The organism is Mesorhizobium sp. M1088, from assembly GCF_040318575.1.
GTDB lineage: Bacteria > Pseudomonadota > Alphaproteobacteria > Rhizobiales > Rhizobiaceae > Mesorhizobium.
Map to the genome: position 1 here is coordinate 1 of NZ_JAMYMO010000006.1, position 16,523 is coordinate 16,523.

15 protein-coding genes and 1 pseudogene are annotated in these 16,523 nt (G+C 62.4%); 10 read left to right on the forward strand and 6 right to left on the reverse strand.

All coding sequences use genetic code 11. The features are described 5' to 3' along the window. Window positions 1-120 (forward strand): annotated as a pseudogene (locus NKH49_RS09545) (IS110 family transposase); the annotation flags it as partial. A gap of 83 nt (window positions 121-203) precedes the next feature. Here the strand turns inward: NKH49_RS09545 and NKH49_RS09550 are convergent. Continuing rightward, on the reverse strand, window positions 204-641 hold the full coding sequence (locus NKH49_RS09550) for an Lrp/AsnC family transcriptional regulator (protein WP_352449541.1): 438 nt from the start codon (window positions 639-641) through the stop codon (window positions 204-206). 128 nt (window positions 642-769) lie between these two features. Here NKH49_RS09550 and rocF point away from each other — a divergent pair, with 128 nt between their 5' ends. Both rocF and ocd read left to right on the forward strand, forming a co-directional pair. Beyond that, window positions 770-1,690: an arginase gene (gene rocF / locus NKH49_RS09555; protein WP_352614279.1), complete on the forward strand. Its 921-nt coding sequence runs from the start codon at window positions 770-772 to the stop codon at window positions 1,688-1,690. Between the two features lie 3 nt (window positions 1,691-1,693). Further along, window positions 1,694-2,761: an ornithine cyclodeaminase gene (ocd, locus tag NKH49_RS09560; RefSeq protein WP_352614278.1), complete on the forward strand. Its 1,068-nt coding sequence runs from the start codon at window positions 1,694-1,696 to the stop codon at window positions 2,759-2,761. A gap of 16 nt (window positions 2,762-2,777) precedes the next feature. On the opposite strand, the gene NKH49_RS09565 is transcribed toward ocd, so the two are convergent. After that, on the reverse strand, window positions 2,778-2,939 hold the full coding sequence (locus NKH49_RS09565; RefSeq protein WP_292655465.1) for a hypothetical protein: 162 nt from the start codon (window positions 2,937-2,939) through the stop codon (window positions 2,778-2,780). 270 nt (window positions 2,940-3,209) lie between these two features. Here NKH49_RS09565 and NKH49_RS09570 point away from each other — a divergent pair, with 270 nt between their 5' ends. The 4 genes from NKH49_RS09570 (at window position 3,210) to NKH49_RS09585 (ending at window position 8,633) form a co-directional block, all read left to right on the forward strand. Continuing rightward, the gene (locus NKH49_RS09570) at window positions 3,210-5,159 is read left to right on the forward strand and encodes a PrkA family serine protein kinase (protein ID WP_352449545.1); all 1,950 of its coding nucleotides are present in this window, start codon (window positions 3,210-3,212) and stop codon (window positions 5,157-5,159) included. Window positions 5,160-5,178: 19 nt separating this feature from the next. Next, window positions 5,179-6,501 (forward strand): YeaH/YhbH family protein, encoded by a 1,323-nt coding sequence (locus tag NKH49_RS09575; protein ID WP_352539876.1) that lies wholly within the window; start codon window positions 5,179-5,181, stop codon window positions 6,499-6,501. Then, window positions 6,501-8,039 (forward strand): SpoVR family protein, encoded by a 1,539-nt coding sequence (locus tag NKH49_RS09580; protein ID WP_352473050.1) that lies wholly within the window; start codon window positions 6,501-6,503, stop codon window positions 8,037-8,039. The genes NKH49_RS09575 and NKH49_RS09580 overlap by 1 nt, the downstream gene beginning before the upstream one ends. Before the next feature lie 102 nt (window positions 8,040-8,141). Beyond that, on the forward strand, window positions 8,142-8,633 hold the full coding sequence (locus NKH49_RS09585) for a DUF1772 domain-containing protein (protein WP_352614277.1): 492 nt from the start codon (window positions 8,142-8,144) through the stop codon (window positions 8,631-8,633). 117 nt (window positions 8,634-8,750) lie between these two features. Here NKH49_RS09585 and NKH49_RS09590 read toward each other — a convergent pair whose 3' ends face one another. Next, complete coding sequence (locus NKH49_RS09590; RefSeq protein WP_023720508.1) at window positions 8,751-8,996, reverse strand: hypothetical protein; 246 nt, start codon at window positions 8,994-8,996, stop codon at window positions 8,751-8,753. Window positions 8,997-9,044: 48 nt separating this feature from the next. Then, entirely contained in the window at window positions 9,045-11,045 is a 2,001-nt protein-coding gene (locus NKH49_RS09595) for a protein-L-isoaspartate(D-aspartate) O-methyltransferase (RefSeq protein WP_352614276.1), read from the reverse strand. Window positions 11,046-11,346: 301 nt separating this feature from the next. Here NKH49_RS09595 and NKH49_RS09600 point away from each other — a divergent pair, with 301 nt between their 5' ends. Continuing rightward, entirely contained in the window at window positions 11,347-13,758 is a 2,412-nt protein-coding gene (locus NKH49_RS09600) for a phosphoketolase family protein (protein WP_352614275.1), read from the forward strand. Then, the gene (locus tag NKH49_RS09605) at window positions 13,758-14,939 is read left to right on the forward strand and encodes an acetate/propionate family kinase (RefSeq protein ID WP_352614274.1); all 1,182 of its coding nucleotides are present in this window, start codon (window positions 13,758-13,760) and stop codon (window positions 14,937-14,939) included. The genes NKH49_RS09600 and NKH49_RS09605 overlap by 1 nt, the downstream gene beginning before the upstream one ends. Before the next feature lie 16 nt (window positions 14,940-14,955). Here the strand turns inward: NKH49_RS09605 and NKH49_RS09610 are convergent, their stop codons facing one another. After that, the gene (locus NKH49_RS09610) at window positions 14,956-15,171 is read right to left on the reverse strand and encodes a KTSC domain-containing protein (protein WP_352473055.1); all 216 of its coding nucleotides are present in this window, start codon (window positions 15,169-15,171) and stop codon (window positions 14,956-14,958) included. A gap of 111 nt (window positions 15,172-15,282) precedes the next feature. On the opposite strand from NKH49_RS09610, the gene NKH49_RS09615 reads away from it, so the two are divergent. Continuing rightward, entirely contained in the window at window positions 15,283-15,885 is a 603-nt protein-coding gene (locus NKH49_RS09615) for an alpha-ketoglutarate-dependent dioxygenase AlkB (protein ID WP_352614272.1), read from the forward strand. Between the two features lie 54 nt (window positions 15,886-15,939). Here NKH49_RS09615 and NKH49_RS09620 read toward each other — a convergent pair whose 3' ends face one another. Beyond that, window positions 15,940-16,404 carry an NUDIX hydrolase gene (locus tag NKH49_RS09620; protein WP_352501155.1) on the reverse strand — a complete coding sequence of 155 codons (465 nt, stop codon included), beginning with the start codon at window positions 16,402-16,404 and terminating at the stop codon, window positions 15,940-15,942. Window positions 16,405-16,523: the final 119 nt, after the last annotated feature.

Below are 16,523 nucleotides of genomic sequence, written 5' to 3' on the forward strand. Positions count from 1 at the left end.
CAGCTCACGGCCGACGGCAAAGCCTCAAAACTCGCCATCACAGCCATCATGCGAAAGCTCATCATCCTCGCAAACGCACTACTCAGGGACAATCGGACCTGGACACCATCTCTCCCTTGACCAACACGGATACTCTAACCGCGGCGGCAATTGAAGGTTCCCTGGCTTGGGATTTCATTGCCGCTGGAGGTCAAGGGCGAAGATCACAGCCGCGCCTTGGTGGTGCGCGGCGTTGCCAGGAGCAGGCTTGTTTCGCTGCCGGTAATTCCGGGAATCAGCCGGATACGTCTCAGCACCGCATCGAACTCGCTCAGCGTCTGGGTTCCGAGTTCTATCACCAGGTCCCACCGGCCATTGGTGGTGTGGATGGTCGAGACCTCGGAGAAGCCGCCCAGCGCCCGGATGACGCGATCGGCGGCATGGCCCTCGATCTCGATCATCATGATGCCACGCACCCGCTGATCGACCGCGTCGGCGCGTAGAATGACGGTGTAGCCGACGATGACGCCGTCTCTTTCAAGTCGCTCGATCCGGGACCTTACCGTTGCCCGGGAGACACCCAGGCTAACGGCAAGGTCGGAAATGCTGCGCCGGGCGTCGTGCCGCAAAGAGGTGATGATCTGCTCATCGAGACGGTCCATGTTTGCTCACAACGGAAGTAGATGCTGCCGCTATGGTAAGGCACTTCAACAAATTTGCCAATTTGACATGTTCATTTTGCCAGCGATGCCCGCTTCAATAAAGCCATCGTAATTCGGTGGGTATGACAATGCATTGCACGATCGTTGGGGCGCCGATCCAGGCCGGCTCAGGCCGCATGGGCTGCGAGATGGGGCCGAGCGCGCTTCGCACGGCCGGTCTGGCCGGCGCGCTGACCGAGCTTGGCCATACGCTGACCGACCTCGGAACGATTGTCCCTGCCGATATGCGCCCTGTCGTACACGGCAACGCGGCGGTGAAGGCGCTGCCGGAAATCGCCGCCTGGACGGCAGCGATCAGCGAAACTGCCTATGCCGCAAGCGCCGATGCGATGCCGATCTTTCTCGGCGGCGACCACAGCATTTCGGCCGGCACGCTCGCCGGCATAGCCCGCCGCGCGGCGAATGCCGGTCGGCCGCTCTTCGTGCTGTGGCTCGACGCCCACCCCGATTTTCATACGCTCGACACGACGACCAGCGGCAATCTGCATGGCGTGCCGCTGGCCTATGCCAGCGGGCAGCCCGGCTTCGAGGGCTATTTCCCCCGGCTTGCAGCACAGGTGGAGCCGGCTTGCATATGCGCGCTGGGGATCCGCAGCGTGGACCTGGCGGAACGGGATGCATTGCGCAGAGCCCGCGTGACGGTCCACGACATGCGTTCGATCGACGAGCACGGCATAGCGCAACTGCTTCGCGCCTTTCTCGAACGGGTGAGCGCCGCCAATGGCATGCTCCATGTCAGCCTCGACGTCGATTTTCTCGACCCGTCGATCGCCCCGGCGGTGGGCACCACCGTTCCCGGCGGCGCCACCTTCCGCGAGGCGCATCTGGCGATGGAAATGCTGCATGACAGCGGCCTCGTCACCAGTCTCGACCTGGTCGAGCTCAACCCATTTCTTGACGAGCGCGGCCGCACCGCCACTCTTTTGGTTGACCTGACCGCAAGCCTGATGGGCCGGCGGATCATGGACCGCCCGACGAGGGGGTTCTGAGCCATGACCGCCAATTTGAACATCGTCCCGTTCGTCAGCGTCGACCGCATGATGAAGCTGGTGCTTGCCATCGGCATCGAGCGCTTTCTGGTCGAGCTTGCCGCCTATATCGAAGAGGATTTCAGGCGCTGGGAGCTGTTCGACAAGACGCCGCGCGTCGCCTCGCACAGCATTGACGGCGTCATCGAGCTGATGCCGACCAGCGACGGGCAGCTTTACGGCTTCAAATACGTCAACGGGCATCCGAAGAACACGCGTGACGGCCGCCAGACCGTGACCGCTTTCGGCGTGCTTGCCGATGTCGGCAACGGCTATCCGATGCTGCTTTCGGAAATGACCATCCTGACGGCGCTCAGAACCGCCGCAAGCTCGGCCGTCGCGGCGAAATACCTCGCTCCAGAGGCCGCCAGGTGCATGGCGATCATCGGCAATGGCGCGCAATCGGAATTTCAGGCGATCGCCTTCAAGGCGCTGCTTGGCGTCGACAGGCTGCGCCTCTACGATATCGACCCGGCGGCCTCGACCAAATGCATGAAGAACCTTGCCGGCCTGGGCTTCGACATCAAGCTCTGCGCGTCGGCGCAGGAGGCCGTTGAGGGTGCAGAGATCATCACCACGGTTACCGCCGACAAGCGGTCGGCAACAATCCTGACCGACAACATGGTGGGATCCGGCGTGCACATCAATGCGGTAGGCGGCGATTGCCCGGGCAAGACCGAGCTGCATCGCGACATTCTGCTGCGCTCGGATATTTTCGTCGAATACCCGCCGCAGACGCGCATCGAAGGCGAGAGCCAGCAGCTCGATGCGGATCATCCGGTCACCGAATTGTGGCAGGTGATGACAGGAAAGGCAGCAGGCCGGACGGACGCCCGACAGATCACATTGTTTGATTCCGTCGGCTTTGCGATCGAGGATTTTTCCGCGTTGCGTTACGTTCGCGATCAGCTTCAGCGGACCGGCCTTTACGAGGAACTAGACCTTCTGGCCGATCCCGATGAGCCGCGTGACCTGTTTGGCATGCTGCTGCGCGCCGAAAAAGCGACCGGGCTGGCGGCCGCCGGCAGCTGAGCTGCGATCCTGTCGGTCAGTCCTTCTTTTCCTGATACAGGCGCTCGGTGGCGCGCTCGCTTTCCCTGCGCTCCGCGGGGCCGCGACGGCGCTGCGTGAGCAGGGCGTAGGCGATCAGGATTGCCAGCAGCAGTGGACCGCCTGCAACAACGAGCAACCACAAACTATTCCCAGACATCGACCGTCTCCTTTCCCTCACAACCGGGAAGGACCCGAACCGTTCCTCCGTCTTGTTGGGAGTCGTCAGCGGGGCGCGGTGCAATTCAGGATTTTATGCCTCGGTCAGGACGTTGCACGCCTTGTCTGCACTCAGGATGTCCTTATCTAGACTCTTATCCTTCGATCACATGCACTCTCTGCGAAGTGAAGGGAACCACAAGGGCTTTCTGACATTTGGTTGTTCAAGAGACAAACGTGCAGCCACACCGGCTCCGGGGCTAGGAATACCATGCGTGAGAATCAATCCGACGTCTTCGATCTGTTTTCCGAGGTTTACAAGAATGCGGCTCAGGAGGAGATAAGCCTCCAGCAATATCTGCTTGCCTGCCGCGAGGACAAGTCGATGTACGCCTCGGCACCCGAACGGATGGTCGAGGCGATCGGCGAGCCGACCTTTGTCGATACCAGCAAGGACGAGCGGCTCGGCCGTATTTTTTCGAACCGGACGATCAAGATCTATCCAACCTTCGCCGACTTTTACGGCATGGAGGATACGATCGAGCGTATCGCCGGTTATTTCCGCTATGCCTCGCAAGGGCTCGAGGAACGCAAGCAGATCCTCTATCTGCTTGGCCCGGTCGGCGGCGGCAAGTCCTCGCTTGCGGAGCAGCTGAAAAGGCTGATGGAGCAGCGTCCGATCTATACGCTGAAGGTCGGCGGCCAGGTCAGCCCGGTCTTCGAATCGCCGCTCGGGCTGTTCGACCCCGACCGCATGGGCGACCTTTTGGAGGACAAATACGGCATCGCCCGACGGCGGCTGAACGGCCTGATCTCGCCCTGGGCGGCCAAGCGCCTCGACGAATTGTCCGGCGACATCTCCAAATTCAGCGTCGTCAAGCTGATGCCGTCCAGGCTGCGCCAGATCGGCATTGCCAAGACCGAGCCGGGCGACGAGAACAACCAGGACGTTTCGGCCCTGGTCGGCAAGGTCGACATCAGGCAGCTGGAAAACTTCAGCCAGTCCGATCCGGACGCCTACTCCTATAGCGGCGGGCTGAACCGGACGACGCAAGGGCTGCTCGAATTCGTCGAGATGTTCAAGGCGCCAATCAAGGTGCTGCATCCGCTGCTGACCGCCACCCAGGAAGGCAGCTACAACGGCACCGAGAATTTCGGCGCTTTCCCCTATCAGGGCATCATCGTTGCCCATTCCAACGAATCGGAATGGCTGCAGTTCAAGAACAACAAGAACAACGAGGCGTTCCTCGACCGCATCCTGGTGGTCAAGGTGCCGTATTGCCTGCGCGTCACCGAAGAGCGGCAGATCTACGAGAAGCTGTTGCGCGAAAGCGAATTGGCTAACAGCCCCTGCGCTCCGGAAGTGCTCGATATCCTCAGCCGGTTCACCGTCTCGACCCGCCTGGCCGAACACGACAATTCGCCGCTCTACACCAAGATGCGCGTCTATGACGGCGAGAACCTCAAGGAAACCGATCCCAAGGCGAAGTCGGTCCAGGAATACCGAAACGCCGCCGGCGTCGACGAAGGCATGACCGGCGTCAGCACCCGCTTCGCCTTCAAGATCCTGTCGCAGACCTTCAATTACGACACCGAAGAGGTGGCGGCCGATCCGGTGCATCTGATGTACATCCTTGAAGAGGCGATCAAGCGCGAGCAGTTCCCGAAGGAGACCGAGGCGGACTATCTCGATTTCATAAAGTCGGAGCTGGCCACCCGTTATGCCGAGTTCATCGGCCACGAGATCCAGAAGGCCTATCTGGAATCCTACAGCGAATACGGCCAGAACCTGTTCGACCGCTATATCGCCTACGCCGATGCCTGGATCGAGGATCAGGACTACAAGGATACCGATACCGGCCAGATCCTCAATCGCGAGGTCTTGGACAACGAATTGTCGCAGGTCGAAAAGCCGGCCGGCATCGCCAATCCCAAGGACTTCCGCAACGAAGTGGTGAAGTTCACGCTGCGCGCGCGGGCCAGAAACCATGGCCGCAACCCGTCATGGACAAGCTATGAGAAGCTGCGCGAAGTCATCGAGAAGCGGATGTTCGGGCAGGTCGAGGACCTGCTGCCAGTGATCAGCTTCGGCTCCAAGCAGGACAGCGTGACGGAGAAGCGGCATACCGAATTCGTGCAGCGGATGATCCAGCGCGGCTACACCGAGCGCCAGGTCCGCCGGCTGGTGGACTGGTACATGCGGGTGAACAAGGCGGGTTGAAGCCAGCCCGGGGTAACATATGCCGATCTTCATTGATCGCCGACTGAACCCGAAGGACAAAAGCCTCGGCAATCGGCAGCGTTTCCTGCGGCGGGCGCGCGAAGAGTTGAAGCGCACCATCCGCGATCAGATCCGCGCCGGCAAGATCGCCGACGTGGACGCCGAGCATGCCGTTTCGATGCCGGCGCGGGGTACCGGCGAGCCGAGCTTCAATGATGCCAGGAACAGCGGCAGCCGCCAGCACGTCCTGCCCGGCAACAAGCATTTCACCCCAGGCGACCGGCTGCCCAAGCCTGGCCAGGGCGGCGGCATGGGATCAGCCCCGGGAAGAACCGAATCGGAGGACGATTTCCGTTTCGTGCTGTCGCGCGAAGAGGTTCTCGACCTCTTTTTCGAAGACCTCGAACTGCCGGACATGGTCAAGCTCAACCTCAAGGAGATCCTCGCTTTCAAGCCGCGCCGGGCCGGCTTCGCCGCGACCGGCTCGCCGACCAACATCAATGTCGGGCGCACGATGCGCAACAGCCATGGCCGCCGCATAGCACTCAGGCGCCCGAAGCAGGAGGAACTCGACGCAATCGCGCAGGAGATCACGTCGCTGGAGGCGAAGCCGCAGAACGCCGAGATGCGCCAGCGCATCGTGGCGCTGCAGGAAGAGCTTGAGCGACTGGAGCGCCGCCGCAAGCGAATCGCCTATGTCGACCCGGTCGACATCCGCTTCAACCGCTTCGACGCCCAGCCGGTGCCGAATGCCAATGCGGTGATGTTCTGCCTGATGGACGTGTCCGGCTCGATGGGCGAACGCGAGAAGGATCTGGCCAAGCGCTTCTTCGTGCTGCTGCACCTGTTCCTGAAACGGCGCTACGACCGGACCGAGGTGGTCTTCATCCGCCACACGCACGAGGCGCAGGAGGTGGACGAGGAGACCTTTTTCTACAACACCCAGAGCGGCGGCACGGTGGTTTCCACGGCGCTCGAGGAGATGCACCGCATCGTCGAGCAGCGCTATCCCAGCCGCGAATGGAACATCTATGTCGCCCAGGCCTCGGACGGCGACAATTTCGTCACCGATTCGGAGCGCTGCATCACCCTGCTCGACGAACAGATCATGCGGCTTTGCCAGTATTTTGCCTACGTCGAGATCCTCGACGAGCGCGAGAGCCACATCTTCGGCGCCACCGACAACGGCACGTCGCTGTGGCGTGCCTACAGTGCGGTCAAGCTGAGGTGGTCGAACTTCCAGATGAGCCGCATCGCCACGGCGGCCGACATCTACCCGGTTTTCCGCCAGCTCTTCGCCAGACAGCCGGGTTATCAAAAGAGCGGTGAAAGAGGGGGCTGATGGCGAGCAGATCCGGGTTGTTGTTTTCCGGTTCCGACTGGGATTTCAGGACGCTGTCGCGCGCCTACGAGACCATCGAGGCGATCGCCACCGAAGAGCTCCACCTCGACGTCTATCCGGTACAGATGGAGATAATCTCGTCCGAACAGATGCTCGACGCCTATTCCTCGGTCGGCATGCCGCTGATGTACCGGCACTGGTCCTTCGGCAAGCACTACCTCTACCAGGAATTGCTCTATCGCAAAGGCGGACGGGGGCTTGCCTATGAACTCGTCATCAATTCCAATCCCTGCATCGTCTATCTGATGGAAGAAAACACCATGGCCTTGCAGGCCCTGGTGACGGCGCACGCGGCACTCGGCCATAACCATTTCTTCAAGAACAATTATCTGTTCCAGCAGTGGACGGACGCCAGCGCCATCCTCAGCTATCTCGACTTCGCCAAGGGCTACATTGCCCGCTGCGAGGAGCGGCATGGCGTCGATGCGGTGGAAGAGATCCTCGATGCCGCACATGCGCTGATGGAGCAGGGCGTGTTCAGATATCACCGGCCGCCGAAGCTGTCGTCGGAAAAGCAGCGCGAGGGCGTTCGCGAGCGCCTGGAATACGAGGAGCGTTCCTACAACGACCTATGGCGCACGCTGCCGCCTTCGAAGGACGGCGCCAAGCCCCGCGAGACGGACATCATGGCGGAGCGCAAGAAATCGCTCAAGCTGCCCGAGGAAAACCTGCTTTATTTCCTGGAGAAGAACAGCCTGATCCTGGAACCGTGGCAGCGTGAGGTCATCCGGATTGTCCGCGTCATCGCGCAGTATTTCTATCCGCAGCGCCAAACGCAGGTGATGAACGAGGGCTGCGCCACCTTCGTGCATTACACGCTGATGAACCTTTTGTTCGACCGCGGCCTGATCGGCGAAGGTGCCATGCTGGAGATCCTGCGCAACCATTCGAACGTGATCTTCCAGCCGGGCTTCGACGATCCGCGCTTTTCCGGTATCAACCCTTACGCGCTGGGCCTCGACATGATGCAGGACATCCAGCGCATCTCGACCGCGCCGACTGCCGAGGACCGCGACTGGTTTCCCGATATCGCCGGCAATGGCGACTGGCGCCAGACCCTGCTGGACGCCTGGGCCAACCATCGCGACGAGTCCTTCATCCGCCAGTATCTGAGCCCTACCCTGATCCGGAAATGGCGGTTCTTTGTGCTTGCCGATGCGGCCAACGATCCGCACTACGAAGTCGCCTCGATACACAATGAGCGCGGCTACGAGAGCATCCGCGCCGCACTCGCCCACAGCTACGATATCGGCGCCAGCCGGCCGGACATCCAGGTGGTGGACGTGGACCTGCTCGGCGACCGGCATCTGCGCCTGCAGCATAAGGTCAAGGACGGCATAGTGCTGGAAGGCGGCAGCCGCGACGCCACACTGCGGCATATCCGCAAGCTCTGGGGCTACGAGGTCAGCATGGTCGCGGTCGACGCGCAGACCGGCGCCACAGTCCACGAACGGTCGACCAGCCAGATCGGGGAATGACCGAACCGGACTTGCCGGCGAAGTCGGGTGTCGTTGCCTTTACCGGATCACCAACCACCCTATCTACGCGCGCACCACGAGGGCATGGTCGGGAGCAGGAACATGCGCGCATTGACGATCGCCACGCTTCTGTTGGTCGCCGTGTCGATGGCGCTCTCGCTCGCGCACGCTCTGGAATTGCCCGGCAAGTTGCGCCTCAAGGAGGCCACCTACAGATCAGTGCAGGCGATCTACTATCCCGGCTTCACGATCGGCGGGTTCGCCGAGATCGGCGGCATCATTGCACTCGCCGTCCTGCTTTACCTGACGCCCTATCCAAGCGCCCGATTCTGGTGGACCTTGGCGGCGCTTGTCTTCCTGCTGGCGGAGCACGCGACCTATTGGTTGGTCACGCACCCCGTCAATAATTTCTGGGTGCAAGACACTGCCCTGCCGAAATCCGCCGCGACGTTCTTTTCAATGTTCTCTCGAAAGCAGACCGGCGACTGGAGAGATTTGCGCAGCGTCTGGGAGGCTTCGCATGTCGCCAGGGCAGGCCTGGCGATGCTGAGCCTCGTCTCAATTGCTGTCGCCGCGACATTCTTTGCCGAATAGCCCCAGGGATCGAGACGGCGCCCTCGTCCGCCAATTTTGCGGCCACGAACGCTGCATCCGTCAGATCAGGGAACGGACCCGGCGCCGTATTGTCTTAACGTCAAGCGATCCGGCCGTTCAGCGGTCGGCGCGATGCTTGTTGTGGGCGCTTTCCTGGTGCTCGCCGCGGATGATGTTGCGATCGTCGGGATCGGCAATATCCTTCGGGTCCGATCTGAGCTCGGCACCGCGCCGGAACGCCTCGCGCTCTTGCCTGGTCTTTTTCAAATCCGCTTCCGCGTCGAAATCCTTGCCGGCGTTTTTCGTGTTCTCGCGCTCTTCGATGATGCGCAATTGCTGCTCATGAGTCTTTTTTCCGGCCATCGGTGACCTCCTTCTTTTGATTTTCCGCTTTCCCAAGGTCCAAATTCGCTACAGCCCGAAAGGATAGGTCTCGGGAAGGCCTGTCCCCGCATGTTCCGGCCCAAGCGGCGTCACGGCACTGGTTTCATCGAACCAGACGAAAGCATCGAACTGGCGGGCGAGCGATGCGTCCGCATAATGGCTGTGGAGCTCGGTTTCGGGCCGGTAGATGACGCCGATAAAGCGTTCCAGCCGGCGCTCCAGAAGCCGTTCGCGCAGCGTGTCGTCGCGCTCGAAATCGAGCAGGAAAGGCGAGACGCCGCTGTCGTGGCAAAGCCGCTCATAGCTGTCGTTGTGGGAAGGCCGAACCGGTTTCACTTCCATGTCGCCGTCCCAGTCGGTGGCGGCGGCCACCGTCCCGGAATGCGTACTGAGCCCGATCAAGGCAACCTCGTCGCCAAAACGCTGGCGGCAGAGCTGGCCGATATTCAGTTCGTCCCTGACGATCCCCATTTCGGTATAGCGGGCATCGCCGATATGGGAATTATGTGCCCACACCACCGCCTTGGCATTCGGGCCGCGGGCCTGCAGCAGGTGCTCCAGCGTTTCGAACATGTGGGTGTCGCGCAGGTTCCAGGATTGCGCGCCGCCATAATACATGGTGCGGTAATAACGCTCGGCGGAGGCGACCAGGCGGGCGTTCTGGGTGGCGTCGAGGAAATCGATACCGTCCTGCTGCGCATAGTCGAGCTCTCTGGAAAGCAGTTCCCGGCATTGCTCGAGCACGGCCTTCTCGCATTTCTGGTAACCGGAGGTGAGTGCGACACGGCCATAGGTGGCCGGGTCGTTCTGCCACGGCGTCAGGCAGCCATAGCGTTCGCGCGCGATCCTCGCCGCCTGCGGATCGACCCGGTCGAGATATTGCAGGACCGCCGCAATCGATCCGCCCATATTGTAGATGTCCAGGCCATAGAATCCGGCCCGCCGGGAGGATTTGCTGATCCGCTCATTACGCACTCGCATCCAGTCGACGAACGCCGCGACGTCGGTGTTGCGCCACATCCAGGTGGGAAAGCGCTGGAACGGCGGCGCGGCGCCCGGCCGCCGCGGCCGATGGCGGACATAACGGTCGATCGCCGCGGCATCGGGCCAGTCGGCCTCGACCGCGACGATGGTGAAGCCATGCTTCTCGATCAGCCTGCGAGTGATCGCGGCGCGCGCGCGGTAGAACTCCGACGTGCCGTGGCTGGCTTCGCCGAGCAAGACGACGCGGCGGTCGGCAAACCGGTCGAACAGCGCACCGAAGGCCGGATCGTCGAAATCCGGAAGCGGCTCGGCGGCGGCCGCGATCATCTGCGGCAGGCTGCTCCTGCGCTGATGCCGGTGCGGAAGCTCGGCCGCTATCTGGCTGTCGCTGCCTGGCTCGCCCCAACCTTGCTCGCCGATCAGCGGAACAAACCGCACGCCGCCGAAATCCTCCTCGGTGTAAGTTGCTGCGCCGGTCCGGGTGACCTTGAGCAGACGCTGCGAGTCGAATTCGTCGCCGACCGGGATGACAAGCCGGCCGGCGACGTCGAGCTGTTCCTGCAGAGCGAGAGGTGCGCCGGGTCCGGCGGCCGCAACCAGGATCGCATCGAAGGGTGCCGCCTCTGGCCAGCCCTTGGTGCCATCGCCGGTGCGGACTTCGATATTATCGTAGCCGAGCTTTTTGAACCGTTGCCTCGCCGTTTCAGCTAACGCGGCGTGGCGCTCGATCGTGTAGACGCGTTCGACGATACGGCTCATCACGGCAGCCGCATAGCCTGATCCGGTGCCGACCTCGAGGACGTGGTCACCGGCTCCGACCTCCGCCATTTCGATCATGAACGCAACGATATAGGGCTGCGATATCGTCTGACCTTCGGCGATCGGCAGCGGCCCGTCCTCATAGGCGAATTCTTCGAAACCAGGCTCGACGAAAGCCTCGCGCGGGACCTCGCGCATCGCTAGAAGGACATTGCGGTCGCGAATGCCACGGCGGCTCAGGTGGATATCGACCATTTGGTTGCGGGCATGGGAGAGATCGAGCATCTTTCTGCTCCTCCTAGGGCTTCCGCTGCAATCGCCCAAGCTACTCAACGGCACTTCGGCCGGCTCATATCTCAGGGCCTCGGCGGTCCCCTTGGATTCAAGCAATGCGGTGCATCTTCCTAACCGTTGGCAAGCCCCGAGGTTCCCCAAAAGACCGACCCGCTTTTGTCTGGCGAGGCGCGTTGCAGGATCGACAAGCGGGCGCCGGCCGCGCCGCCCAAACTTATTTCGAGGCAAATCCTTTCTCCGACGCGACGCCACTCCAGATAACGACGGACGAGGGTATTCCGGAGGCATTTCCATGAACGACGAGGCCCGCACCACTACGCACATGACCGGCCTTGACCAGATCGATCTGATGGACCGCTACTGGCGCGCCGCGAACTACATCTCGGTTGGCCAGATCTATCTGCTCGACAATCCGCTCTTGCGCGAGCCCTTGCGGCCCGAGCACATCAAGCCGCGGCTGCTCGGCCATTGGGGCACGACGCCCGGCCTCAATTTCATCTATGTGCATCTGAACCGGATTATCCGCGAACGTGGTCTCGATGTCCTGTTCATCTGCGGTCCGGGTCACGGCGGCCCGGCAATGGTCGCGAACACCTGGCTCGAGGGCACCTACAGCGAGATCTATCCCGAGGTCGGCAGGGGCGAAGGCGGCCTGCGAAAGCTGTTCCGGCAGTTCTCGTTTCCCGGCGGAGTGCCGAGCCACGCGGCTCCGGAGACGCCCGGCTCGATCCACGAAGGCGGAGAACTCGGCTATGCACTGGTCCATGCCTTCGGCGCCGCCTTCGACAATCCGAACCTTGTCGTTGCCTGCGTCGTCGGCGACGGCGAAGCCGAGACCGGCCCGCTCGCCGCGGCCTGGCATTCCAACAAGTTCCTGAATCCGGCATCCGATGGTGCCGTCCTGCCGATCCTGCATCTCAACGGCTACAAGATCGCCAACCCGACGATCCTCGGCCGCATGGAAGACGAGGCGTTGCGCAGCCTGTTCCTCGGCTATGGCTACGAAACCTTTTTTGTCGAAGGTCATGAACCTGCCGCGATGCATCGCGAGATGGCCCGCACGCTCGATACGGTGCTCGACCGGGTCCACTCCATCCAGGAGCCGGCACGAGCCGCGGGCTGGAAGGGAGACCGGCCGCTGTGGCCGATGATCGTGCTGCGCAGCCCAAAGGGCTGGACCGGGCCGAAAGAGGTCGACGGCAGACGAGTCGAGGATTTCTGGCGTTCGCACCAAGTGCCGGTGTCGAATGCACGCGGCGATGCGGCGCACCGCCAGATCCTGGAAGACTGGATGCGCAGTTACGAGCCGGAAAAACTGTTCGACAAAGGCGGCCATCTCCTGGCGGAGCTCGCGGCGCTAGCGCCAACAGGACCAAGACGAATGGGCGCAATCCCCTACGCCAATGGCGGCCTGCTGAAACAAGACCTGGTGCTTCCCGACTGGAAAGGCCTGGCGCTCGACGTACCGCGTCCGGGCGGTGCTGTCGGAGAGGCGACGCGGACCGTCGGAAGCTATCTTCGCGATGTGATCCGCTTGAACGCCGATGCCAGGAACTTCCGACTGATGGGACCGGACGAGACGTCCTCCAACCGCCTCGACGATGTGTTCGAAGTCACGGATCGTATCTGGATGGAGCGGATCGAGCCTTACGACGTCCATCTTTCCCGCGACGGCCGCGTCATGGAAGTGCTCAGCGAGCACCTTTGCCAAGGCTGGCTGGAGGGCTATCTGCTGACCGGCCGACACGGCCTGTTCTCGTGCTACGAGGCGTTCGTCCACATCGTCGATTCCATGGTCAACCAGCACGCCAAATGGCTGAAGACCTCCGGCGAACTTGCCTGGCGCAAGCCGATCGCCTCGCTCAACTACCTGCTGACCTCGCATGTCTGGCGACAGGATCACAACGGCTTCAGCCATCAGGACCCGGGCTTTGCCGATTTCGTCGCCAACAAGAAGGCCGACACGGTAAGGCTCTATTTCCCGCCCGACGCCAACACGCTGCTGTGGATCACCGACCATTGCCTGAAAACCTACAACCGCATCAACGTCATCGTCGCCGGCAAGCAGCCGGCGCCGCAATGGCTGTCCGCCGAGGACGCGGAAGCGCACTGCCAGGCCGGCGCCGGCATCTGGGAATGGGCCGGGACGGTTGCCAAGGGCGAAGAACCGGATGTGGTCCTGGCTTGCGCCGGCGACGTGCCGACACTGGAGGCGCTTGCCGCAGCCGGCATCCTGCGCTCGGGCATTCCGGACCTGAAGATCCGCGTCGTCAATGTCGTCGACCTGATGATCTTGCAGTCGAATTCCGAGCATCCGCATGGCTTTGCCGACGACAGATTCGACGCACTGTTCACCAGGGCCAAGCCGGTCATCTTCGCCTATCACGGCTACCCCTATCTCATTCACCGTCTGACCTACCGGCGCGCCAATCACGACAACATGCATGTGCACGGCTTTCGCGAGGAAGGCACGACGACGACGCCGTTCGACATGGTCGTGCTCAACCAGCTCGACCGCTATCATCTGGCGCTCGCTGCGATCGCGCGCGTGCCGGGGCTGGCCGAGCGGGCGAAGGAGCTTGCCGCGGCGCTGCATGGGAAATTGGCTGAGCATACGGCCTATGTCCGCGAACATGGCGAGGACATGCCCGAGATCCAGAAATGGTCCTGGCCGCAGGACGGCGCGACGAGGGCCGGCGATTGATGCGACGATCGATCCTTGCGTTGAATGCCGGCTCGTCCAGCATCAAGTTCGGACTTTACGACCTTGCAGCGTCCGCCGAGCCGGATCTTGCCTCGCGCGGTTCGCTGGATCTGGGCGATGCGCCAAGGCTGACCGCGAAAGCCGCCGATGGGGAGCTGCAGTGCGATCGGCCACTTACCGCGGACGCATCACGCGACATGGGCCTCGGCCAGATGCTGCAGTGGATCGAGAACGAACTTGGCGGAAGGAAGTTGATCGCCGCCGGCCATCGCATCGTCCATGGCGGACGCGAGTTCGTCGAACCTGTCCGCCTGACGCCGACAGTTATCGAGGCTCTCGACAGGCTGACCCCGCTTGCGCCATTGCACCAGCCACGCAGCCTCGCACCAATCCGGGCGCTTGCCGCGCTGCGGCCCGACCTGCCGCAGGTCGGATGCTTCGACACGGCCTTCCATCGGACCATCGAGCCTCTGGTCAGCCGTTTTGCGCTGCCGCGCCGCTACGAGGCGGACGGCATCCACCGCTACGGCTTTCACGGGCTTTCCTACGAATATGTTGCCGGCCGGCTCAAGCAGATATCGCCCGATCTGGCGGCGAAAAGAACCATCGTCGCCCATCTCGGCAACGGGGCGAGCCTGTGCGCCATGCGCGACGGGCGAAGCGTCGATACGACGATGGGCTTTTCGGCGCTTGATGGCCTGGTCATGGGCACACGCTGCGGCGCCATCGATCCGGGCGTGCTTTTGTACCTGCTGCTGGAAAGAGGCGTTTCCGGAGAGGCGCTGCAAGACATGCTCTACGAGGAATCCGGCCTGCTCGGCGTGTCCGGCATTTCCGGCGACATGCGCACGCTGGAGGCCAGCGACGACCGCCGGGCCCGCGAAGCGGTGGAGCTTTTCGCCTTCCGCGCCGCCAGGGAAGTTGCCGCCCTCGCCAACACGCTGGGCGGGCTGGAATGCCTGGTGTTCACCGGCGGCATCGGCGAGCACTCGGCCACGGCCCGTAAAGCGATTTGCGACAGGCTTGACTGGCTCGGCGTGGCGATCGACGAGGCCGCCAACAGCTCTCATGCCGCGCTGATGAGCCAGGCGGAGAGCAAAGTGGAAGTCCGCATCGTCGCGACCGACGAGGAAGGTGTGATCGCCCGCCACACGCGCAAGGTGATGGAGGGGCCCGGCTGAGGCGGATGGCCTCGGCTCAGCTCGAATGGCTCTGCTCGACCAGATGGTATTTGTACCGGTCGCGAATATGCGCGTTGAAGAACCGGCCCTTCGACGAGGCTTTGCGGAATGCCGCGTGGACCTGCGGCGGCACGTCCTCGTAATCATAGCGGTTTCCGCTCGGGACGAACCATACGGAGAGTACCCTCGTCGCCGGCTGGTAATCGATGCTTCTGATCGCAGTTGAAGGCATTCTCAACAGGTCCAATCCACGCCGTCGTGTGAATAACCCTGCACGGAGAGCGAGGTTCCTTCCTGCCGAAGTAGCCTTGCCGCTACGGGCCGGCTTCACCAAATACGGTTGATGCCACCGCTCAAGACATCGGCTGCAGCCCGCCAGGGCGATCTCTTTGCCGCCGCCGACGACCTGCCGGAAGGATTCCGCTACCAGCCCGAACTGATCACGCCGGACGAGGAGGCAGCGTTGGCGAGCCAGCTCGCAACCCTGCCTTTTCAGCCCTTCGACTTCTATGGCCATCTGGCAAACCGGCGGGTGGTCGGTTTTGGGCAGCGTTATGATTACGACCGGGGCGAAGTCGTCGAGGCACCGCCGATACCCGGCTTTCTGCTGCCGCTCAGGGAAAAGGTTGCAGCCTTTGCCCGCTTGCCCGCCGAAACCTTCGTGCAGGTGCTGATCAACGAGTACCGGCCGGGCGCCGGTATCGGCTGGCACCGCGACAAGCCTCATTTCGAGGCGGTCGCCGGCGTTTCGCTGCTGGCCGCCTGCAGCTTCCGCCTGCGCCGGAAAAACGGCACGCGATGGGACCGCAAGACGGTCGCCGTCGATCCAAGATCGGCCTATCTGATGACGGGTGCTGCGCGCAACGAATGGGAGCACAGCATTCCGCCGGTTGCCGAGCACCGCTATTCGATCACGTTGCGCACGCTGCGGCCGCAACGCGCTTAAAGCAGAGCGGGAGCAAGCCCGAGCACTGCCCTTAAGAACTGGGCTGAAACAAATTCATCCGTCGCCATGCCGACCGGCAAACTCCGCCAGCATGGCGCGCTGGCCTTTCAGGATCTTGAGGTTGGCTTCAGGCAGGGAGAACCAGCCCGCTCTGTCGACTTCGGCAAATTCCTTCATCGAGCCGGACCTTGGCGGCCATTCCATGACGAAGGTGTTGCTGTTGATGGCGTCGCTGTCGAAATCCGCCTCGACGCACCATGCGATGACGAGCTTGCCGCCCGGCTGCCTGTAGCTGCCAAGGTGTTCGAAAACGCCATCGATGGCGACGCCTAGCTCCTCTTCGGCCTCGCGTTTTGCTGCCGCCAGGTCGTCCTCGTTCTCGTCGACCAAGCCCTTCGGGATCGACCATGCGCCGTCGTCCTTCTTCGCCCAGAATGGTCCGCCCGGATGCACCAGCAAGACCTGGAGATGTCCTTCCCTTCGGCGAAAGATGAGCAATCCTGCGCTGCGTTGGGCCATCCCGCTATTCCCCTGACGAAACTGAAACGAACGTCCGGGCCGGCATATGGAACAGCCTGCCATGGCGGAACGATTTCGGCTCGCAGCCGTTCCGTCCGTTCGACAAATGAGTGATCGAC